Genomic DNA, 21,275 nt, shown 5'->3' with positions numbered 1-21,275 from the left:
ATTCACGTCTTCAGGCACAGCAGCCTCCTTTCAATCTGTGGTTGGAATCAGGGGGTGGTTTGGGTCAGGTCATGCAGGTGGTCGTACTGGACGGCGTGGCGCACCGGCGCATTGGGAGCACCGTAGCCGTCATAGTTGCCGCGGCGTTCCACCATTTCGAAGAACACGCTGCCCACCGTGGCCGTATAGAAGTGCAGGAACTCGCCGTCGGCGTCGCGGTCGTACAGCAGGTTGAGGTCCCGGAGCGTGGCCAGGAAGCCGGGGTCGAGGTCGAAGCGGGCGTCCAGGTCCTCGTAGTAGTTCTCCGGGATCTGCAGGAAGGCCAGTCCCCGGTCCCGGGCCGCGCGGGCGGTGGCCACCAGGTCGTCCACCGCGAAGGCGATGTGCTCCTGGTAGGTCTTCCGCGGGGCGGTTCCGGAGCCCGCGCCGTCCTGCTGGACGACCGGGGCCAGGTTCAGCACCAGGCGCACGTCCCGGTCCGAGGTCTGCATGACCTGTGACCGGACCAGGCCGCTGGGGCTCGCGACCTCTGCATACGGCTGCGGCTCCAGCGCCAGGGCGCTCGTGTAGAAAAGGACAGCCTCGTCGAAGTGCTGCCACGGCTGGGCCAGGTTCACATGGTCGATCACCGCGGTCCGGGCGCCGGAGGGCACCTCGAGCCCCTCACCGAACTCACGCCCCTGCCCAAATTCAGCGGTCCAGGCGGCCGTCCCGTCCGGGTTGCCCTGGCAGAGGAAGATCTCGGTGGAGTCGGGGGCCGCGAAGCCCTGGAACACTTCCTCGTTGGCCTGGCTCTTGCGGGGAACCACGGGGGCTTTGAGCTGCTGGGCGCGGGCCGAGGCAATCACCGGGGAATCGACGTCGAACCCCAGGGCGGCGATGGCCGGCTCGGCCGCTTCGGGGGCCTGCTCGTTGATGATCACCCGGGCGTGGCCCATGGTCCAGAGCTGGACGTCCTTGGTGCGGTGGCGGCCCTTGAACTCGAAGCCGAGCTGACCGAGCACCTTTTCCAGTACCCCGGTGTCCGCGGCCTTGACCTCGGCGAAGTTGAAGCCGGCGGGTTCCGCCACCTGGGGAAGGGTGGCCAGTTCCATGGCATAACGACGCCGGGCAGGGGCCGGAGGACCACCAGCAACAGTGCCTCCGTTGGCGGCCGGCGCGTTCGTGTCCAGCCACTTGGCGCTCTGCTCCTCCAGCCAGATCAGCGAGCGCATCGCGTCCACGGCGGTGCGTTCGACGTCGGACTGGCGGAAGACGTCGTTGAAGACCTCCAGCGACACCGGCCCGGTGTAGCCGGCGCGGACCACGTGGCCCATGAACTTGGCGAGCTCGAACTGGCCCTCGCCCGGGAAGACGCGGTAGTGCCGGCTCCAGGAGAGCACGTCCATGGAGAGCTTGGGGGCGTCGGCGACCTGCACGAAGAAGATCTTGTCCGCATTGATGTTCTCGATGGGCGCGGTGTCCCAGTCCCGGGAGAGGATGTGGAAGGAGTCCAGGCAGGTGCCGAGGTTGGGGTGGTCCACCATTTCCACGAGGCGGTGGGCGTGCTCGTAGTCGTTGACGTACTTGCCCCAGGCGAGGGCCTCGTAGGCGACCTTGACGCCGTGCCCGCCGGCGAGGTCCGCCAGGGCGGCGAGCTGCGCGGCGCGGAGGTCGTCGTCATCGACGGTGGCGGTGGCGACGTTGGTGCAGACCAGGATGGTGTCCATCCCCAGCCGGGACATGAGCCGGAACTTGGCCTCGGCCCGGCGGAGGTTGGCCGCGAGCAGGTCCTCGGTCACGCTGTCGAAGTCGCGGAACGGCTGGTAGAGGTCCAGCGTGAGGCCCAGGTCTGCGGCCATCTTGCGGACGTCCTCAGGGCTGAGCGAGGAGGTGACCAGGTCCTGCTCGAAGATCTCGATGCCGTCGAAGCCCGCGATGGCGCAGGCCTGCATCTTTTCCTTCAGTGTGCCGGAGAGGCAGACGGTGGCGATTCCGGTCCGCATCAGACGGCCACCTCTTCGGCCGCGATGAGCTCGAGGAAGTGGGCGCGCATCCGTTCGGCGTCAGGCTCGAGTCCGGTGAAGATGCGGAAGGCGTCGGCGGCCTGGCCCACGGCCATGCGTCCGCCGTCGAGCACCTGGCAGCCCCTGGCCCGCGACTCGCGGACCAGCTCCGTTTCGATGGGCCGGTAGACGATGTCCGCCACCCAGTGCCTTGGCTCGACGAGGGCCATGTCCAGCGGGGTGCCGGGGTGGGCGGCCATGCCTACGGGGGTGCAGTGCACCAGGCCGTCGGCGGCGGGCATCAGCTGCGGCAGCTCCACCGTCGTGCGGGCGGTGACGGTGCGGTCCGGAAAGAAGCCGGCCAGCTCGGCGGCACGTTCGGCGCAGCGCGCCGGATCCATGTCCACGAGCTCCAGCGTCCGCACGCCGGCGGTGAGCAGGGCGTAGGCGACGGCGGATCCGGCGCCGCCCGCTCCCAGCTGCACTACACGGTCCAGCCGGGCGTCGGGGAGGCCGGAGGCGAGGGCGGCGGCAAAGCCGGAGAAGTCTGTGTTGTGGCCGATGAACCGGCCGTCCTGGATGACCACGGTGTTGACGGCGCCGAGGCGTTCGGCGTCGGGGGCGATCTCGTCGAGGTGCTCGAGGACCAGCTGCTTGCACGGGTGCGTGATGTTCAGACCGTTGAAGCCCATCCGGTAGGCGCTTTGCAGCAGGTCGCCGACGGAGGTGGCCGGCAGATCGAGCTCGTGCAGGTCGATGGGCCGGTACAGGTAGCGGACGCCCTGGACGTCGCCTTCGCGTTCGTGCATGTAGGGCGAGAGCGACGGCATGACGCCATCCCCGACAAGTCCTATGAGGTAGGACTCGGTTCGATTGCTCATGCGTGCGGCTCCTTTGACAACGGCACTCGGCCGGTTCGGGCGCCTGCTGCGCCCCGTGCTGGCCGGGTGATATGGATAACGGTACAGGAAAAGTTCATATCCTGCACTCATGTTCTAGATACGAACAAAGTAGTTTTGCCGGTCCTTCGGGAGCGGTTCAGCGTTGGGGAAGCCGGGCCGAAAGCTCGACGGCGGCCGCTTGCAGGAGCGGAACCAGCGCCTCCATCGCCTCCAGGCTGATGCGGAACACCGGAGCGGCGGTGGCCAGCGAGGCAAAGGCGGTGCCTTGGGAGTTGAAGACCGGCACGGCTATGGCCCGCATGCCGAGCTCGTTTTCCTCATCCATGACCGCGTACCCCTGCCGCCGGACCTTCTCGATCTCAGCGCGGAAGGCGTCCCGGTCGGTGATGGACAGGGCGGTCAGCGGCTCCAGCGGAAGCTCCTCAAGGAGCTTTTCCCGGTCCTCATCCTCGGCGAACGCCACGAGTGCCTTACCGACGGAGGTGGTGTGGAGCGCACCGAGAAAGCCGGGGTCGCTGGTCACGCGGAAGGTCTGCGGCCCGTCCACCTTGTTCACGGTGAGGTGGTGGAAACCGTCACGGACGGACAGGATGGTGGCCTCACTCGTCTGCTCGGTGACCCGGCGCAGGATCGGCAGTGCAGTACCGGCGAAGCCGTGGTGGTTGGAGACCGCCTGGCCCAGCTGGAAGATGCGCAGGCCCAGGTGGTAGCGCCGGCCGTCCGGCTCGTAGTCCACAAACCCGTCGCGGGTGAGCGAGCCGAGGAGCCGGTAGGTGGTGCTGAAGGGAAGGTCCGCGCGACGCGAGATCTCCGCCGCGCTGGCACCGCGGGGCTCATCCCCCAGCAGAACCAGCAGGCCCAGAGCCTTGCCCACCATGTCGGTGCGGGATTCCCCCTTGGCGGATTTTGCGGCCTTATCGGGGCCGCCTGCTTCAACGGGGGTTTCCGGGGAGGCGTCTTCGCCTGTGGCTTCCTTCACACTCATACCTCGATGTTGCCACAATGTGAGAGCTATTTCTAGATCGTGAGCAGGCTTCTTGACAGGTGACTGCCCTCACAGCCATCATTGCTGTATCGCACAAGTAGCTCTCACCATGTGGCTACTAAGTTCGGGTCTTCCCAAGGACCTCCTGCCGCCCCTTGCCCAACCAGGACACGCGGCCGCGATCACTGATACATCCCGCGACAACGTCGTCCCCCTGAAGGAACACCATGAGCCAGACCATCCCGTCCGCCGCGCCGGGCACTGTTGCCCCGGCCGGGACACCGAAGAAGGCAGCCCTTGCCAGCTTCCTCGGCAGCGCCGTCGAGTACTACGACTTCTTCATCTTCGGCTCGGCAGCCGCCCTGATCTTCCCGCACGTGTTTTTCCCGGACGCGGACGCCAATGCCGCCATCATGTCCTTCGCGACGTTCGGTTTTGCCTACATCGCCCGGCCCGTCGGCGCCGTCATCCTGGGCCACTTCGGTGACCGGGTGGGCCGGCGCAAGGTCCTGATGTTCACGCTCGTCCTCATGGGTGCCTCCACCTTCCTGATCGGCTGCCTGCCCGACTTCAACACCGTGGGTTGGTGGGCGCCGGCACTGCTGGTCCTGGCCCGCCTCTGCCAGGGACTCTCGGCTGCCGGTGAACAGGCCGGCGCATCCTCCATGACCCTGGAGCACGCTCCGGACAACCAGCGCTCCTTCTTCACCTCGTGGACCCTTACCGGCACGCAGGGCGGCCAGATCCTGGCTGCGCTCGTCTTCATTCCGGTCCTCGCCCTGCCGGACGAGGTCAAATACGGCATCGGCTGGCGGATCCCGTTCTGGCTCAGCGCCGTGGTTGTCATGATCGCGTTCTTCATCCGCCGTTCCCTGCACGAGCCGCCGGCCTTCGAAGCCGCCCAGAAGTCGGCCCAGATCGCCAAGCTGCCCGTGGCCGATCTCCTCAAGGCCCACTGGCGCGACGTCCTCCGCGTCATCTGCTGCGCTTTCATCGCCGCCGTCTCCACCGTATTCGGCACCCTTGCCATCAGCTACGCCAAGACAGTTGCCGGCGTGGACGGGACCATCACCCTCTGGCTCGTGGTGGGCGCCAACCTCGTGGCCCTGGGCACCCAGCCGCTCTTCGGCAAGCTGGCCGACCGGATCGGCCGCAAGCCGGTCTACATCTACGGCGCCCTCTCCAGCGCGGCCCTGGCCCCGCTGTTCCTGCTGAGCCTCGAGTCCGGCAACGTGCCGCTGATGTTCCTGGCCGCCATCGCCTTCTTCTCCTGCGGCTACGCCGCCGCGAACGCCGTCTGGCCTTCCTTCTACGCCGAGATGTTCAGCACCAAGGTCCGGTTCTCCGGCCTGGCCATCGGCACGCAGCTTGGCTTCCTCATGGCCGGCTTCGCCCCGGCCATCGTCGCGGCCATGGGCGGCATCAAGCCCGGCGGCTGGGTGCAGATCAGCATCTTCACCGCGGTCATCTGCGTCATCGCCGCCGTCTCGGCCCTCACGGCCAAGGAGACCTTCAAGATTCCCACCAGGGAGCTCGGCCTCAAGTAGCCCCCTCGAGCAAACCAAACGACGACGGCGGTCCGCCCCTTTTCCGGAAAGGGCGGACCGCCGTCGGGCATTAATAGGTGGGGCATTGAGAGCAGGCGCTCAGGTGGCGAGGACTTCGGCGAGGTCGAACTTCACCGGCTCATCGAGCTGTTCGAAGGTGCAGGACTCCGGGTCGCGGTCCTGCCGCCAGCGCACGAACTGGGCGGTGTGGCGGAACCGTTCGCCCTCCATGTGGTCGTATTTCACTTCCAGCACCCGTTCAGGCCGCAGCGGCGTGAAGGACAGGTCCTTGCCCGCGCTCCACCGGCTGCCCTCCGCGTTGCGGGGTGTGCGGTTGCCCTCCTCCTGCTTGGCCCAGGCCCACGGGTGCTCGTCGAAGCTGGTGACCAGGGGCTGGAGTTCCTCGAAAAGCTCCTTGCGCCGCTTCATCGGGAACGCGCCGACGACCCCCACGCTGGCGAGTTCGCCGTCGGGTTTGTACAGGCCCAGCAGCAGCGAGCCGATCGTGTCGGGGCCGCTCTTGTGGACGCGGTAGCCGGCCAGGACGCAGTCGGCGGTCCTTTCGTGCTTGATCTTGAACATCACGCGCTTGTCCGGCTGGTAGGACCCGTCCAGCGGCTTGGCAATAATCCCGTCGAGGCCGGCGCCCTCAAACTGGTGGAACCACTTTCCGGCCAGCTCCGGGTCCTGCGTGGCGGCGGTCAGGTGGACCGGCGCGCTGGCCGAGGCGAAGGCCTGCTCCAAGGCCGCGCGCCGCTCCGCGAAGGGGCGGCCGCTGAAGTCCTCGTCGCCGAGGGCCAGCAGGTCGAAAGCCACGAATTTGGCCGGCGTCTGTTCGGAGAGCATCTTGACCCTGCTGGCCGCGGGGTGGATCCGCTGCTGCAGGGCGTCGAAGTCCAGCCGGTCCCCGGACGCGCCCACCAGGACGATCTCGCCGTCGATCACGCATTTGGGCGGCAGGTTGGCCTTCAGCGCCTCCACGAGCTCGGGGAAGTAGCGCGTCATCGGCTTCTCGTTGCGGCTGCCGATCTCCACCTCGTCGCCGTCGCGGAAGATGATGGAACGGAATCCGTCCCACTTCGGCTCGTAACTCAGGCGTCCTTCGGGGATGGCCCCGACCGATTTGGCCAGCATGGGGGCGACAGGGGGCATGACCGGCAGCTGCATAGGCCCCATTCTTGCCCGTGACCTTGCCGGACGCTACCCCTCGGGCACCAGCGCCCTCGACACGGCCCCTGCCCGCCGGTAGACATTAACGATGGCAGCTATCGGTTTCCACGCATCGCATGAACAGATCAGCCCCGGCCAGCTCCTGAAGGACGTCCGGCTCGCCGAGGAGGCGGGCTTTGACGCCGCCATGTGCTCGGACCACATCGAACCGTGGTCCGCGCGGCAGGGGCACTCGGGCTTCGCGTGGTCCTGGCTGGGGGCTGCCCTGGCCACCACCTGCCTGAGCTTCGGCGTGGTCACGGCGCCGGGCCAGCGGTACCACCCGGCCATCATCGCCCACGCCTCGGCCACGCTGGCATCCATGTTTCCCGGCCGGTTCTGGATGGCTCCGGGCAGCGGCGAGAACATGAACGAGCACGTCACCGGCGACCCCTGGCCCCTGAAGGAAACCCGCCAGCAGCGGCTGGAGGAGTGCGTGGACGTCATCCGCCGGCTGCACGCTGGTGAGGAAGTGACCCACCACGGCCTGGTCACCGTGGAGCAGGCGCGGATCTGGGATGTACCGGCGCCGCCTCCGCCTTTGATCGCCCCTGCCATCAGCGTGGACACGGCCCGCCGCGCCGCCGGCTGGGCTGACGGCCTGGTGACGGTGAACCAGTCGGCCGAAAAACTTACCGAAATGCTGACGGCGTACCGGGCCGCGGGCGGCAAGGGGAAGGCCGTGCTGCAGATCCACCTGTCCTGGGCTCCCCGGGAGGAGGACGCCGTCGCCATTGCCCTGGACCAGTGGCGTTCGAACGTCTTCGCCCCGCCCATTCCCTGGGACTTACCGACGGCGGCGCACTTCGACGGCGTCAGCACCGACGTCGGGGAAGCCCGGGTCCGGAAGTCGGTGAACATCTCCGCCAGCCTGGACCGCCACGTGCAGTGGCTGGGCGAGTATCTCGACCTCGGCTTCGACGAGCTGTACCTGCACTTCGTCGGGCAGGAGCAGGCGCCGTTCATCGACGCCTTCGCGGACAGTGTCCTGCCGCAGCTGAGGAAGGTGCCAGTGGCATGAACATCGCCGAGACGTCGGACCTGTGGTGGAAGACCGCCGTCATCTACTGCCTGGACGTGGAGACGTTCTTTGACCGCGACGGCGACGGCACCGGTGACTTCGGCGGCCTGACCCAGCGCGTGGACTACCTGGCGGCGCTGGGCGTGAACTGCATCTGGCTCATGCCCTTCTATCCGTCACCGGACCGGGACGACGGCTACGACGTGACGGACTTTTTCGACGTCGACCGCCGGCTGGGGACACTGGGCGACTTCGTGGAGTTCATCCGCACGGCGAAGGACCGCGGCATCCGGGTGATCGCGGACTTCGTGGTCAACCACACCTCCAACCAGCACCCCTGGTTTGTCGAGGCCCGCAAATCCGTGGACAACCCGTACCGGGACTACTACGTGTGGCGGAGCGATCCGCCGCCGGACACGTCCTCCGAAGTGGTGTTCCCGGGCGAGCAGACCTCCATCTGGACCCAGGACGACGCCACCGGCGAGTGGTACCTGCACATGTTCATGGAGCACCAGCCGGACCTCAACGTCACCAACCCCAAAGTCCGGAATGAGATCGCCAAGGCGATGGGCCTCTGGCTGGAACTCGGCTTGGACGGATTCCGGCTGGACGCGGTGCCGTTTTTCCTGGAGACCCGCGGCGCGCCCAAGGACGAGGCGGCCAACATCGACCCGCACGACTACCTCAGCGCCCTGCGCAGCTTCGTGAACCGACGCAACGGCGGCGCGGTGCTGCTGGGCGAGGTGAACCTGCCGTACAAGGACCAGTTGGAGTATTTCGGCGGCGGCGAGGGCAACGAACTGAACATGCAGTTCGACTTCATGTCCATGCAGCACATCTACCTGTCGCTGGCCAGGCAGGACGCCCGTCCGCTGGCCGAAACGCTGAAGACCCGTCCGCGGCTGCACCCGGACAACCACTGGGCCATGTTCGTGCGGAACCATGACGAGCTCACCCTGGACAAGCTCAGCGACGGCGAGCGGGAGGAGGTGTTCGCAGCGTTCGGACCCGACAAGAACATGCAGCTGTACGGCCGTGGCCTGCGGCGCCGGCTGCCGCCGATGCTGGGCGGCGACGCCGACCGGATCCGGATGGTCTACTCGCTGATGTTCTCGCTGCCGGGCACCCCGGTGCTCTTCTACGGCGAGGAGATCGGCATGGGCGAGGACCTGCGGCAGAAGGGCCGCGCCGCTGTCCGCACGCCCATGCAGTGGAACGATGAAAAGAACGGCGGCTTTTCCAGTGCCAGGGTGTCCGAGCTGGTGGTCCCGCTGGCCCGCGGGGAGTACGGCCCGGAGAAGGTCAACGCGGCCAGCGCCAAGCGGGATCCGGAGTCGCTGTGGAACTTCATGGCCACCCTGATCCAGCGGTACCGCGAATCACCCGAGCTGGGCTGGGGCGAGTTTGCCATCCTCGAACAGCCCGAGCCGGCCGTGTTTGCGCACCGTTGCAGCTCGGCGGAGGCCACCGTGGTGCTGCTGCACAACCTCGGCGACGCGCCGGTCAAGGTCGCCGCGAACGTCGGGTCCGGGGACAGCCCGCCGCGGGCGTTCCGGGACGCGATATTGCTGGACCTGTTCGACGGCGGGAACGTTCCCTTGGAGGCCGACGGCGGGTTCACCGTTGAGCTGGGACGGTACGGCTATCGCTGGTTCCGGGTGCACCGGCCCGGCGACCGCCTGGCGCCGTAGTCCTGGCACCGTAGTCCCGGCGCCGGGCCCCTACTGGGCCTTCCGGCGAAACACCTTCACCTCCCACGGGCGCAGGTCGAAGGGGTGCCGTTCGCCGGCGTCCGGGGGATAATTGCCCAGCACCAGCTCAGCCGTTCCACCGATCAGCCCAGCCGCCGTCGTCGACCCCCGCCGTCCGGCCGGTCCCCGAAAAATTGGACAGCACCAGAAGTTCCGCCTCCGGAAGCGAGCGCGTGAACGCGTAGACGTGTTCGTCGTCGGGCAGCAGCATGCGGAAATCCCCGTAGGCGACCACGGGATCCGAGTGCCGCAGGGCTATGACCTTGCGGTAGAAGCTGAAGACGGACCCGGGGTCGTCAACCTGGGCGGCGGCGTTGATGGTGTTGGCGTTCGGGTTCACGGCAATCCAGGGCGCCCCGGTGGTGAAGCCGCCATGCCGGCTGGCGTCCCACTGCACGGGTGTCCGGGCGTTGTCCCGGTTCAGCGGCGCCAGGGCGGCGAGGACCTCGGCGTCGGTGTGGCCCAGGTGCGTCGTGGCTTCGCGGTGATGGTTGAGGACTTCAATATCGCGGTAGTCGCTGATGGCGCCGAACGCCATGTTGGTCATGCCCAACTCTTCGCCCTGGTAAACGTACGGCGTGCCACGGTGCAGGTGCAGGACGGCTGCCAGCATCTTCGCCGACACTTCCCGGTACTGCCCGTCGTCACCGAACCGGGAAACGGCCCGGGCCTGGTCGTGGTTACCCCAGTAGAGGCTGTTCCAGCCCCGCTCCGCGAGCCCCTCCTGCCAGCGGCCCAAGGACTTCTTCAGGTCGGTAAGCAGCAGCTTCTTGGGCCGCCACTTGTTGCCGCCCTCCTGGTCCAGTGCCACATGCTCAAACTGGAACACCATGTCCACCTCGCGGCGGGCGGGATCCGTAAACAGCGCCGCATCCCCGACAGTGACGCCCGGCATCTCGCCCACGGTCAGCAGGTCCTTGTCGCGGCCCGCGAAGACTTCCTCATGCATCTCCTGCAGGAACTCGTGGATGCGCGGACCGCAAATGAAGTGCGGGCTGCCGTCGCCGTAGAGCATCCCTTCGGCCTGCGGGCCGTCCGGCAGCGACTGCTGTTTGGAGATGAAGTTGATGACGTCCATCCGGAAGCCGTCCACGCCGCGGTCCAGCCACCAGTTCATCATCTCGTACACGGCGGCCCGGACCTCCGGGTTCTCCCAGTTGAGATCCGGCTGCTTCCGGGAGAACAGGTGCAGGTAGTACTCCCCCGTCTCCGCGTCGTACTCCCAGGCCGGCCCGGAGAAGGCCGAGCCCCAGTTGTTGGGTTCCGCCCCTGGTGTTCCGGGTGCCGGTGTTTCCGAGGCGGGCGCACCCGGCCCGGCGACCTCGCGCGGCGGCCGCCACCAGTACCAGTCCCGCTTCGGATTGTCCTTGCTGGAGCGGGATTCCACGAACCACGGGTGCTCGTCCGAGGTGTGGTTCACCACGAGGTCCATCACCAGTTTCATGCCCCGGGAATGCAGGCCGTCCAGCAGTTCGTCAAGAGTCTCCAGGGTCCCGAACACGGGGTCGATGTCGCGGTAGTCGCTGATGTCGTAGCCGTTGTCATCCTGCGGTGAGCGGTACACCGGGGACAGCCAGACGACGTCGACCCCCAGCTTTTGCAGGTAGTCAAGCTTCCCGATGACCCCGCGGAGGTCACCGATGCCGTCGCCGTCCGAGTCCGCGAAGCTACGCGGATAGATCTGGTACACCACCGCGCTCTTGAACCACTCCCTGCCGGCCCGGTAGGCCGCCTCTGCCTCGGTTTCCTGCATGGTCATCGCTGGCCCCTCCTGGTCGACGGTGGCGGGCTGTGCTGGCCCACTGAAAGTCTTGTTCCAGAAGAATCAACGGTCAATGGCCTGCGCCGGTTGCTGCTCAGTCCGTTTCAGGGCTGGTGCAGTAGAAGCAGGTGTTTGCGTCACAGTCGTCGGTGGCTGCCGCCGCGGCTGGCGCGTCGCATGCAGCTTCGGCGGAAAGCACGGTTGCCATGGCGCTGGCCTGTACTTACTCGCCGTACATCAGGCTGTTGAGGAACGAGTCCAGTTGCTGGCGGGTGGTGGCCTGGTTCCCGGCTGAAGTCACCGGGTGGGCCTGGGCCAGGTAGAGGCCTTCCCAGGGGGAGCACACCAGTTCGCCGGCTTCGACGGCGGCCTGTGCCGCCGCCGTCGGGGCAGGCACTTCCGTAACCGGCAGGTCTGCAACGGGCAGGGACTCGGTTGCCCGGCTGGCGGGGCCGTGTCCCCAGCCGAATGCAGTGGCAATTGCTCGGTGACCTACTGAGATGGACATGGTTCCTTCCCTTCCTGCGTTGCGGACCGGTTAGTCAAATTCGAACGTGACGTTCATTTAATGAACGTAGAAACAGTGTGGCACGGCTCACCTTCACGCGCAATAGTTACGTGGCGTCCGAGGCTGCGACATCGCGCGGATGCTCTGATATCCCCTTGCAAAATGCCGTGACAGGAGCCACAATGGAGCTACCTTCGAAATATGAACGTCGCGTTCAAAAGTTTTGACTCGCAAAACGTAACGATCGACCAGATGGCCAAAGGCGGCTTTCCGGTATCAGAACCCCCGGGAGCCCTTGGTTCCCGCAGTCCGCGAGGAGCCCACCATGAGCACCGTGCACCGCATCCTTCTCATCGCTTTCGCCCGGTCCAGCCGCCCCGTCGCTGGCCGTGCCGCTGCCGGCCGCCGGCGGGCCGGCGATTCGGGCGCCGCTACCCGGCAGTCCCTGGGACACGACGTACTGACCTGCACTCCGTGGGCCGGCCTGTACGTTGAAGGTCCGGACGCCTCCTAACCGCCACGCAGAGGTGAGACATGACGTACTGGCGCCAGAAGGCAAGGCGTAAAAACCCCAAGATGGTCGCGGAAATCCTCCGTGAGCGCGATGAAAGGCGCACCGCAGCCCTGATCGCCTGCATCACCGAGGTGACCAGCAGCGAGGGCCCGGACGGCGTCACTCACGGCGTGGTGGCCGAACGCGCCGGAATCCCGGTCCAGTACGTGGAATGGAAGTACCCCTCGCGCGAGCACCTGATCGCCATGGCGAACGCCTGACAGCCACAGCGAACGCCTAAACGCCGCAGCTGCGGTGCTGTCTAGCTCGAAAGCACCGCCAGGACAGGCGATGCTAGGACAGGGCCTTCGCGACCTCGTCGGCGGCCTTGTGCAGCTGGTCGACAATCCCTGGCAGCTTGTCCGCTTTGAACCGCTGCACGGGTCCCTGGGCCGCGAGCACGCCAATCAATCCGTTTGACGAGTCACGGACTGGATAGGCGACGGCGAAAAGGCCCTCTTCAAGCTCCTCGTCGATGACGGCATAGCCCTGTTCCCGGACCTGGCGGATCTCCTGCAGGAGTGCCTTCCGGCCCGTTATGGTGCGGGCAGTGTAGGACTCCAGCTTTTCGGGCAATGACGCGGAGATTCCTTCGTCGCTGAGTTCAGACAGAAGCAGCTTTCCGGTGGCGCTGGCATGTGCGGGGTAGTTCCCGCCGACATACAGATGGGTAGCGTTCAGGTAGCGGGAGCCCGAGGCTTCAGCGATCACATCGTAGGACGTTTCACTCCGGACCATGGCGAAGCTCATCGTCTCCTTGAGCTTCGCGGCGTATTCGTCCAGGATCGGCTGGATCCGGGCCACGGCACCGGTGTAGGGGTCGGCAAGCCTGCCCAGCTTGGCCATCTGCCAGCCCAACAGGTAGCGGTTGTCCACGCGGTCCACGAAACCCGTCTGCTCAAGGCTCAGGAGCAGGCGGAAGGCCGTCGGCCGGGTCATGCCTACGGCTTGGGCCAGTTCCGTAACGGTGATTCCCTGCCGGTGGCGGCCCAGTTCGCTCAGCAGGACGGTTGCCTTGATGACGGATTTGTTGGTCAGGTCCGCCGATTCGTCGGCAGTTGCGGCCTCGGCTCCTTGTGCCTCGTCTGCTTCTGCTGCGCTTCGTCCCGCCGCCATATCTGCTCCCGGTTCGCGTTCGCCCACGGTCCGAAGCCCGTGCTGTCCGCACCCATCCTATGCGCCTTTCCAAGTAGCGAACGGGGCGTTCACCCTCGGCTCAACGGGTTAAGGCCGGTCAGTCTTCGGGTTGGGCGCGAACTGGCAGCCGGTGCCCTCCAAACCGAAGTCCGAGGGCATCAGCTGCCAGTTTCGCGCATGGTTCCTATGGGTTTTGGGACTTACCGCACCAGCGCCTTGCCCAGCGGCTTGCCCAGCGGTGCCGAGGTGTCACTCAGGCTCAGGCCCTTGGTTTCCGGGGCAAGGTACTGCGAGATCACGGCACCCACCACACAAATACCGGCGGCTATGAGCATCGTGGTCCCGACTCCCAGGCCGTCCACGGACATCGGAAGGATGAACGTTCCGGCCGCGGCACCGATCCGCGAGAAGGCCGTGGCAAAGCCGACGCCGGCCCCGCGGATTTCCGTGGGAAAGACCTCCCCGGGGTACACGCCGGTCAGGGCCGTGGAAACGGCATTGAAGAAGGAGAAGGCAATGAAGCAGACCAGGATAACCATCGGCGAGACGTGGGAGAAGAGGCCGATGACCACCAGGGCTACTGCGGCGATCCACATCGGCGGAATGGACAGTTTGCGGCGGCCGACCCGTTCAATGAGGAACATCGCAGCCAGGGAACCGGCCACCACCACGCCGTTGAGCAGCAGCGCTCCAGCCAGGCCGTCCTCCACACCCAGGCTTTCGAGCACGATGGGGGCGAACGTGGCGATGGCGAAGTAGGGGGTCACATTGCAGACCCAGTACATGCAGACGAAGATCGTGGAGTTCCGGTACTGCGGGGAGAAGAGCTTGCCGAAATTGGGGCGCTCCGGCTTCTCGAACGCGAGGTCCCGGACGTCGGCTTCCTCCATGTACTGCTGGGCAATGGCGAGCCCTTCCTCGGTCCGCCCCTTGCTGATGAGCCAGCGGGGGGATTCGGGGGAGCCCAGCCGGAGCAGGAAGACGATCAGGGACGGAACGGTGCTCATGCCCAGGATGATGCGCCAGTCAGCGTGGATGGCAGTGGACAGGTAGTAGCCCACGGCGTAGGAGAGCAGGTAGCCGACGTACCACGCGACTTCCTGGAAGGCCATCAGCTTGCCGCGCAGCCTGGCCGGGGAAAACTCGACCAGCAGTGGCCAGCCGATGGCGTAGTCGGCGCCGATCGCCATGCCCATGAGCAGGCGGATTAGGAACAGCTGCCAGGCGTCCGCCACGAAGAACTGCGCGGCCGAGCCAGCCAGGAAGATGGCCAGGTCGACGATGAACATCGGCTTGCGGCCGATCTTGTCGGCCAGGTACCCGCCGATGGGGCCGCCGAAGAAGATGCCGATCAGGGCCGAGGCGCCAATGAGGCCCTGCCAGGTGGCCGACAGGCTCAGGTCCGACGTCAGCGCCGGCATGACGAGCCCGATGCCGCCGAGGATGAACCCGTCGATAAACATGCCGCCGGCGATGACTCCGCTGAGCTTGTACAGGAACCGCTTCTTCTGCGGATCCTGTACCGCCGGTGACTGCAGCGACGGCCCGGGGGCCGGTGTAACAGGTGTATTCACGATGGACTTCCTTGTAGATCGTGCCAATTCGAGGGGATGGGGCGGTGGCCGTGTTGGCACGGCGGCTGTTGGGGAGGCTGAAAGAGCCAGACTAGTTCGTTCATTTTTCGAACGTCGTGGTCAAAAATATGGCAGGCGCCACATTTCCTGTCAATAGCCGCGCGACATCTCGCGCCGAGCAATGACGCACCCTTGACAGTGAGCTCGCTTACACCTTAAATTGAACGCAGTGTTCAGTTTATGAACGTCACCCAATTGTTGTCGCCTAGTCCGGCACGAGTCCAAGGAAGCACCGCTGCCATGAAAAATGAACCCCTGAGCCTCTTCGCCTTCGACGTCTTCGCTCCCACCCACCTGACCTCGGGAACGTGGCGCGCTGAAGGCGACCAGGGCCACCGGTACACGGATCTGCAGTACTGGACCGGCGTCGCGCAAATGCTCGAGAAGGCCGGCTTCGACGGGATATTCTTCGCCGACAACGTCGGCTACCACGATGTCTTCCGCGGAAATGCCGATGCCGCGCTGCGCGACGCGGCCCAGGTCCCGATCAACGACCCGACGGTGCTGATTAGCGGCATGGCCGCGGTGACCAAGCACCTCACCTTCGGCGTGACCTGCTCGGCCACCTATGAGCCGCCCTACCTGCTGGCCCGCAAGTTCAGCAGCCTGGACCACCTCACCTCCGGCCGAGTGGGCTGGAACATCGTGACCTCGTACTCCGAGGCTGCCGCCCGCAACCTGGGCAAGGAGCAGCAGCTCTCCCCCGCGGAGCGCTACGACATGGCCGACGAGTACATGGAGGTCGTCTACAAGCTCTGGGAAAGCTCCTACGAGGAGGACGCCGTGGTCCGGGACGCCGCATCGGCAACCTACATCGACCCGGCGAAGGTCCACCCGATCGACCACGCCGGCAAATACTTCACCGTCCCCGGTTTCCACCTCTGCGAGCCGTCCCCGCAGCGCACTCCCGTACTGTTCCAGGCCGGATCGTCCGCCAGGGGCATGGAATTCGGCGGCAAGCACGCCGAAGCCGTCTTCATCCAGAGCACCTCCGTGGCGGGTGCCAAGCGCACCGTCGCCAAGCTCCGCCAGGCAGTGGCCGACGCCGGCCGCGACCCCCGGGACGTCAAGATCGTCATCCTGCTCACCGTCGTCGTCGCCCAAACCGACGAAGAGGCCCAGGCCAAGTACCGGAAGGCCGTGGACCTCGCCACGGTCGACGCGATCCTGGCCCGCCTCAGCGGCTGGACCGGAATCGACATGTCCGAATACGACCTCGACATCCCCCTGGCGTCCGTCGGAACGAAGGCCGGCCAGTCCATGGTGGACATGTTCTCCAAGGCCGATCCGGACCGGGACTGGACCCCGCGCCAGATCGCGGAGTTCCTCGCCGTCGGCGGCACCGGTTCCACCATCGTCGGTTCCCCGGAGACGGTGGCAGCAGAGCTGCGCCGCTGGCGCGACGAGGCCGACATCGACGGCATCAACCTCAGCTACGTCACCAAGCCCGGGGGCTGGGAGGAATTCATTGAGCTGGCCCTGCCGGAACTCCGCGCCCAGGGCATCGTTGCCCCGGCACGCCCGGAGGACCAGGAGCCGGTGACCCTGCGCGAAAAGCTGTTCGGCCAGAAGTACACCCTGGACGGCCACCCCGCCACCGCGCAACGGGCCGCGAACCTCAGCGAAGCCGCCCGCTAGGCGCAACGCCGCCACCCACCCACCAAACATCAACGGAGATACTTCAATGACTGAACAGACAGACGTCGTCGTCATCGGTGCCGGTCTTGCCGGCCTCGTCACCGCCCGCGAGCTCGGCAACCGCGGCCACAGCGTGGTCGTCCTGGAAGCCCGGAACCGTCTTGGCGGCCGCCTGTACACCGAGCGCCGCCTCGGCCAGAACCTGGAGCTCGGCGGCAACTGGCTGCACTGGACCCAGCCCCACGTCTGGGCCGAAGTCACCCGCTACGGCCTGGAGGTCTCCCGCGGCCCGCGCTCGGAGGAAACCTACTGGCTGGCCGGCAACGAGGTGCGCCGCGGCAACCTGGACGACTTCATGAAGCTCATCGACCCCGGCATGACCCGCCTGCTGGAAGACACCGTCAAGTGGCTTCCCCGCCCCGATGCACCGCTGACCGTGGAGAACCTGGCCGAGGTGGACCAGTACAACCTGCAGGAAATGCTCGACAAGCTGGACCTCTCCGAGGACGAGCGGAACGCCAACGAGGCCGCCTGGGTGGGCCACTTCAACGCGCCCCTGGACCAGTGCGCCTACGTCAACGCCCTGCGCTGGACCGCCGGCTCCTCCGGCCACTGGCACCTGATGCACGAGGCCTCCGCCATCTACCGCCTCAAGGACGGCAACGACGGCCTGGCCAACGCCATCGCCGAGGACACCACCGCCGACATCCGCCTCAACAGCCCGGTCACGTCCGTCCGCCACAACAGCGACGGTGCCACCGTCACCTACGGCGACGGCCAGGAAATACAGGCCAGGAAGGTGGTCATCACACTGTCGCAGAACATTCTGCACAAGCTCGACGTCGAGCCTGCCCTGTCCGAGGGCAAGCTCGCACCCAGCCGGGAAAAGACCGCATCCCAGGGCGTCAAGGCCTGGATCCGGGTCAAGGGACCCATCAAGCCGTTCTTCGCCTACTCCGCCCAGGACAAGCCGCTCTCCGTGATCCGCACCGAGTTCGTCGGCGAAGATGACGCCGTGCTGGTGGGCTTCGGCGCCGACGCGAACCGCATCGACGTCACCGACAAGGACCAGGTCCAGGCGGCCATCAAGGTCTGGCGCGACGACCTGGAAGTCCTCGAGGTCACCGGCCACAAGTGGGGCGAGGACCCGTACGCCGAGGAGACCTGGCAGATCCAGCGCCCCGGCCAGCTCACCAAGTACCACGCTGCACAGCAAGCCAGCGAAGGCGCACTGCACTTCGCCAGCAGTGACACCGCGAACATCTGGGCCGGTTTCTTCGACGGCGCCATCGAGTCCGGCCTGCGCGCCGGCCGCAACATCCACGCAGAACTCAAGGCCCCCGCACTGGAGGAAAAGCCATGACCGCTCCCGTACTGGAAGGCCGCCGGATCGACTCCGACACCTACCGTGCCGTCATGCGGCACCTGCCCACCGGCGTCGCAGCGATCTGCTCCACGGACCCGGTGACCGGGGCCCAGAACGGCATGATCGTGGGCACCTTCGCCTCGCTGTCCATGGAACCGGCGCTGGTGACGTTCAGCGTGATGCACTCCTCCACCAGCTGGCCCAGGATCTCCGAAGCGGGGACCTTCAGCGTCAGCCTCCTCGCCGAGGACCAGCAGCAGGTGTGCCGCGCACTCTCCGCCAGGGGTGAGGACAAGCTCAGCGCTGTGGACTGGTCCGAATCCGGGTGGGGCACCCCGCACCTGCACGGCTCACTTGCCTGGTTCGATTGCCGGATCGAACAGCAGTTCACCGCCGGCGACCACGTCGTCGTCATCGCCAGCGTGCTGGACATGACACCCGCCGAGGGGGCTTCCGCCCCGCTCATCTTCCACGGCGGCCGCTTCGGCAGCTTCCGCGAAACCGCCTGATCCAATTCACTTGATCAAGGAACACTGACATGGATATCACCCCAGCCGCCGTTCCGGCGGACATCACCCCCGCCTACTACCGCCAGATCCTGGGCAAGCTGCCCACCGGCGTTACGGCCATCACCGGCGTCAACGACGACGACGAGAAGCTCGGCCTCGTGGTCGGCACCTTCCAGTCCCTCTCACTCGAGCCGCCGCTGGTCATGTTCTGCGTCGACAAGTCCTCCTCCAGCTGGCCGAAGCTGCGCAAACTGCAGAAGTTCACCGCCAACATCCTCTCCGATGACCAGATCAGCCTCTGCCGGTCGCTGTCGCGGAAGGGACCGCAGAAGTTCGAGGGCCTGCCCTGCAGTGCCGGACCCCTCGGCACCCCGCACCTGGACGGCGCCACTGCCTACATCGACTGCGTCGTCACCGCCGAGGTCCTCGTCGGCGACCACTACATGGTGGTGGGATCGGTAACAAACATGGAAGAGGGAAGCGGCGACGCCCTGCTGTTCCGGGCCGGAAAGTTCGGCCAGTACCTGCCCATCGAAATCCCGGCACCTGCCGAAGCAACAGCAGCAAGGAGCGCATCATGAGCCGCCGCGACACCATTCTCGACGCCTGGAACCGGGCCTGGGGCGACGGAGACCTCACAGCATTCGAGCAGCTGCTCGCGCCTGACTACGTCCGCCGCTCCAAGTCCGGCAGTGAGGACTACGCCAACCTGCGCAAAACCATCGAGGCCACCCACGCCGCGTTCCCGGACACCACCACAGACATCCTGCACATCATCGAAGACGGAGACACCGCCGCGATCCACTGGCAGACCCGGGGAACGCACCAGGGCGACTTCATGGACGTGCCCGCCACGGGCCGGTCCATCACCGTCTCCGGGGCTTCCTTCCTCCGTTTCGACGACGACAAGCTCGCCGAGGAATGGGTGGTCTGGGATCCGCGGGAACTGCTCTCCGCCCTCGGCATCTGGCACCTCGGAGCCGGCAACGCCTGACCGGGCGCCCCAGCACCGCCCATCTCTAACCTCAACCGCCCAGGAGGGCGCACTATGACTCTTCAAGGACATTCCCTCATCGCCGGCGGGACCGTTATCGGTACCAGCGGCACGGCCCACGGCTTCAACCCCGCCACCAACGAACAGCTGGAACCTGCGTACACCCTGGTCACCGAGGAGCAGCTCAAGGCCGCCACCGCCGCGGCCGCCGACGCCTTCGACTCCTTCAGCACTCTTGACCCCGAGCAGCACGCCCGGTTCCTGGACGCGATCGCCGAGAACATCGAGGCCGTCGGTGAGGAACTGATCGTCCGGGCGGGCCAGGAGACCGGCCTGCCAGCCGCCCGCCTGCAGGGCGAACGTGCCCGCACCACCGGCCAGCTGCGGCTCTTCGCCGACGTGGTCCGTCGGGGCGACTTCCGCGGCGTCCGCATCGACCCGGCCATTCCGGACCGGGCTCCCCTGCCCCGCGCCGACATTCGCCAGCGCCAGATCCCGCTCGGCCCCGTGGCCGTCTTCGGCGCCAGCAACTTTCCGCTGGCCTTCTCCGTCGCCGGCGGCGACACCGCCTCCGCATTCGCGGCCGGCTGCCCGGTGATCGTCAAGGCCCACAACGCCCATCCCGGCACCAGTGAACTCGTGGGCCAGGCCATCGCCAAGGCCGTCACCGACCTCGGCCTTCACCCCGGCGTCTTCTCCCTCATTTACGGCCCGGGCAGCAGCATCGGCCAGGCCCTCGCGGCCGACCCGGCCGTCAAGGCCGTAGGCTTCACCGGATCCCGCGCCGGCGGCACCGCCCTCATGCGCACCGCCGCCGCACGGCCCGAACCGATCCCGGTCTACGCCGAAATGTCCTCCATCAACCCGGTCTACGTCTTCCCCGGCGCGCTGAACGCGGATATTGAATCCCTTGCCAAGCAGTACGTCACCTCCGTGACCGGCAGCTCCGGACAGCTCTGCACTTCCCCGGGGCTCGTCTTCGTTCCCGCCGGCGACGCCGGAAACCGGTTCGCCGCGGCCGTCACCGACGCCATCACGCAGCTGTCCGGGCAGACCATGCTCAGCGGCGGCATCGCCTCCGCCTGGCAGCACGGCCACGACGCGCTCGAGGCTTCCGCCGACGTCGAACTCATCGGCCGGGGCAAGAAGGGACCGACCGAAAACGCCCCCGCCCCCGCCGTGTTCGGCGCCGACCTGGACGCCTTCACATCCAACCCGGTCCTGCACGAGGAAATCTTCGGAGCCGCCAGCCTCGCGGTCCGCTACAAGGACATCGATGACCTGATCAGGGCCACCCGGCTGCTCGAAGGCCAGCTCACTGCCTCGCTGCACGTGACAGAGGAAGACTTCGCTGCGGCCTCCGGCCTGATCCCGGCCCTGGAACGCAAGGTCGGCAGGATCATCATCAACGGCTGGCCCACCGGCGTCGAAGTCGGCCACGCCGTGGTCCATGGCGGCCCCTACCCCGCCACCTCGGACTCGAAGACCACCTCGGTGGGGACCCTCGCGATCAACAGGTTCCTGCGCCCGGTGGCCTACCAGAACTTCCCCGAGCAGCTGCGTCCGGCACCGCTCCAGGATGCCAACCCCTGGCAGGTCAGCCGCCTGATCGACGGCACACCCGAGCTGGCCCAGTAACAGCCGCACACTTCCGGCCCCGGACAGGCTCCCGCAACAGACATCCGTCCGGGGCCGGAGAACCACCTCCTGGCCGACGAGGGACTGCACCCCGCGCTGGGTCACCGGCCTGAATCTGCGGGACACCCGCGGCGTC

At 66.7% G+C, this 21,275-nt stretch carries 18 protein-coding genes and 1 pseudogene; 11 read left to right on the top strand and 8 right to left on the bottom strand.

The features are described from left to right. Positions 1–47: 47 nt before the first annotated feature. From ABIE00_RS23980 to ABIE00_RS23970, 3 genes are all read right to left on the bottom strand, one after another. The gene (locus ABIE00_RS23980; protein ID WP_354263095.1) at positions 48–1,985 is read right to left on the bottom strand and encodes a bifunctional sugar phosphate isomerase/epimerase/4-hydroxyphenylpyruvate dioxygenase family protein; all 1,938 of its coding nucleotides are present in this window, start codon (positions 1,983–1,985) and stop codon (positions 48–50) included. Then, the gene (locus tag ABIE00_RS23975) at positions 1,985–2,866 is read right to left on the bottom strand and encodes a shikimate dehydrogenase (RefSeq protein WP_354263094.1); all 882 of its coding nucleotides are present in this window, start codon (positions 2,864–2,866) and stop codon (positions 1,985–1,987) included. The genes ABIE00_RS23980 and ABIE00_RS23975 overlap by 1 nt, the downstream gene beginning before the upstream one ends. Before the next feature lie 157 nt (positions 2,867–3,023). Further along, the gene (locus ABIE00_RS23970) at positions 3,024–3,872 is read right to left on the bottom strand and encodes an IclR family transcriptional regulator (RefSeq protein WP_502914262.1); all 849 of its coding nucleotides are present in this window, start codon (positions 3,870–3,872) and stop codon (positions 3,024–3,026) included. 227 nt (positions 3,873–4,099) lie between these two features. Between ABIE00_RS23970 and ABIE00_RS23965 the strand changes: the two genes are divergently transcribed. Beyond that, on the top strand, positions 4,100–5,419 hold the full coding sequence (locus tag ABIE00_RS23965) for an MFS transporter (protein WP_354263093.1): 1,320 nt from the start codon (positions 4,100–4,102) through the stop codon (positions 5,417–5,419). Positions 5,420–5,518: 99 nt separating this feature from the next. Here the strand turns inward: ABIE00_RS23965 and ABIE00_RS23960 are convergent, their stop codons facing one another. After that, a complete protein-coding gene (locus ABIE00_RS23960; RefSeq protein WP_354263092.1) occupies positions 5,519–6,586 on the bottom strand; it encodes an ATP-dependent DNA ligase in 1,068 nt (355 codons plus the stop codon). Positions 6,587–6,677: 91 nt separating this feature from the next. On the opposite strand from ABIE00_RS23960, the gene ABIE00_RS23955 reads away from it, so the two are divergent. Beyond that, on the top strand, positions 6,678–7,649 hold the full coding sequence (locus ABIE00_RS23955; protein WP_354263091.1) for a TIGR03885 family FMN-dependent LLM class oxidoreductase: 972 nt from the start codon (positions 6,678–6,680) through the stop codon (positions 7,647–7,649). Beyond that, positions 7,646–9,340 (top strand): alpha-amylase family protein, encoded by a 1,695-nt coding sequence (locus ABIE00_RS23950; RefSeq protein ID WP_354263090.1) that lies wholly within the window; start codon positions 7,646–7,648, stop codon positions 9,338–9,340. The genes ABIE00_RS23955 and ABIE00_RS23950 overlap by 4 nt, the downstream gene beginning before the upstream one ends. A gap of 30 nt (positions 9,341–9,370) precedes the next feature. Here ABIE00_RS23950 and ABIE00_RS23945 read toward each other — a convergent pair. Next, positions 9,371–11,159, bottom strand: a pseudogene (locus ABIE00_RS23945) (glycoside hydrolase family 13 protein). A gap of 226 nt (positions 11,160–11,385) precedes the next feature. Beyond that, positions 11,386–11,670 (bottom strand): hypothetical protein, encoded by a 285-nt coding sequence (locus ABIE00_RS23940; protein ID WP_354263089.1) that lies wholly within the window; start codon positions 11,668–11,670, stop codon positions 11,386–11,388. Between the two features lie 325 nt (positions 11,671–11,995). Here ABIE00_RS23940 and ABIE00_RS23935 point away from each other — a divergent pair, with 325 nt between their 5' ends. Beyond that, a complete protein-coding gene (locus ABIE00_RS23935; RefSeq protein ID WP_354263088.1) occupies positions 11,996–12,184 on the top strand; it encodes a hypothetical protein in 189 nt (62 codons plus the stop codon). A gap of 20 nt (positions 12,185–12,204) precedes the next feature. After that, the gene (locus ABIE00_RS23930; protein WP_354263086.1) at positions 12,205–12,444 is read left to right on the top strand and encodes a TetR/AcrR family transcriptional regulator; all 240 of its coding nucleotides are present in this window, start codon (positions 12,205–12,207) and stop codon (positions 12,442–12,444) included. 73 nt (positions 12,445–12,517) lie between these two features. On the opposite strand, the gene ABIE00_RS23925 is transcribed toward ABIE00_RS23930, so the two are convergent. Both ABIE00_RS23925 and ABIE00_RS23920 read right to left on the bottom strand, forming a co-directional pair. Further along, positions 12,518–13,339 (bottom strand): IclR family transcriptional regulator, encoded by an 822-nt coding sequence (locus ABIE00_RS23925; protein WP_354263084.1) that lies wholly within the window; start codon positions 13,337–13,339, stop codon positions 12,518–12,520. A gap of 221 nt (positions 13,340–13,560) precedes the next feature. Beyond that, positions 13,561–14,934 carry an MFS transporter gene (locus tag ABIE00_RS23920; protein ID WP_354263083.1) on the bottom strand — a complete coding sequence of 458 codons (1,374 nt, stop codon included), beginning with the start codon at positions 14,932–14,934 and terminating at the stop codon, positions 13,561–13,563. A 300-nt stretch (positions 14,935–15,234) separates the two neighbouring features. Between ABIE00_RS23920 and ABIE00_RS23915 the strand changes: the two genes are divergently transcribed. From ABIE00_RS23915 to ABIE00_RS23890, 6 genes are read left to right on the top strand one after another with little or no spacing between them, the layout of a single operon-like run. Then, positions 15,235–16,632: an LLM class flavin-dependent oxidoreductase gene (locus ABIE00_RS23915; protein ID WP_354263082.1), complete on the top strand. Its 1,398-nt coding sequence runs from the start codon at positions 15,235–15,237 to the stop codon at positions 16,630–16,632. A gap of 46 nt (positions 16,633–16,678) precedes the next feature. Continuing rightward, positions 16,679–17,995, top strand: a complete 1,317-nt coding sequence (locus ABIE00_RS23910) for a flavin monoamine oxidase family protein (RefSeq protein WP_354263081.1) — start codon at positions 16,679–16,681, stop codon at positions 17,993–17,995. Continuing rightward, complete coding sequence (locus ABIE00_RS23905; RefSeq protein ID WP_354263080.1) at positions 17,992–18,507, top strand: flavin reductase family protein; 516 nt, start codon at positions 17,992–17,994, stop codon at positions 18,505–18,507. The genes ABIE00_RS23910 and ABIE00_RS23905 overlap by 4 nt, the downstream gene beginning before the upstream one ends. Positions 18,508–18,536: 29 nt before the next feature. Beyond that, entirely contained in the window at positions 18,537–19,088 is a 552-nt protein-coding gene (locus ABIE00_RS23900; protein WP_354263079.1) for a flavin reductase family protein, read from the top strand. Continuing rightward, positions 19,085–19,501: an ester cyclase gene (locus ABIE00_RS23895; RefSeq protein WP_354263078.1), complete on the top strand. Its 417-nt coding sequence runs from the start codon at positions 19,085–19,087 to the stop codon at positions 19,499–19,501. The genes ABIE00_RS23900 and ABIE00_RS23895 overlap by 4 nt, the downstream gene beginning before the upstream one ends. 54 nt (positions 19,502–19,555) lie before the next feature. Next, entirely contained in the window at positions 19,556–21,139 is a 1,584-nt protein-coding gene (locus ABIE00_RS23890) for an aldehyde dehydrogenase (NADP(+)) (protein ID WP_354263077.1), read from the top strand. The last annotated feature ends 136 nt before the right edge of the window (positions 21,140–21,275 follow it).

The organism is Arthrobacter sp. OAP107, from assembly GCF_040546765.1.
GTDB lineage: Bacteria > Actinomycetota > Actinomycetes > Actinomycetales > Micrococcaceae > Arthrobacter.
The sequence above is the reverse complement of the archived record's forward strand: the minus strand, read 5'-3'. Positions and strand labels throughout refer to the sequence as shown.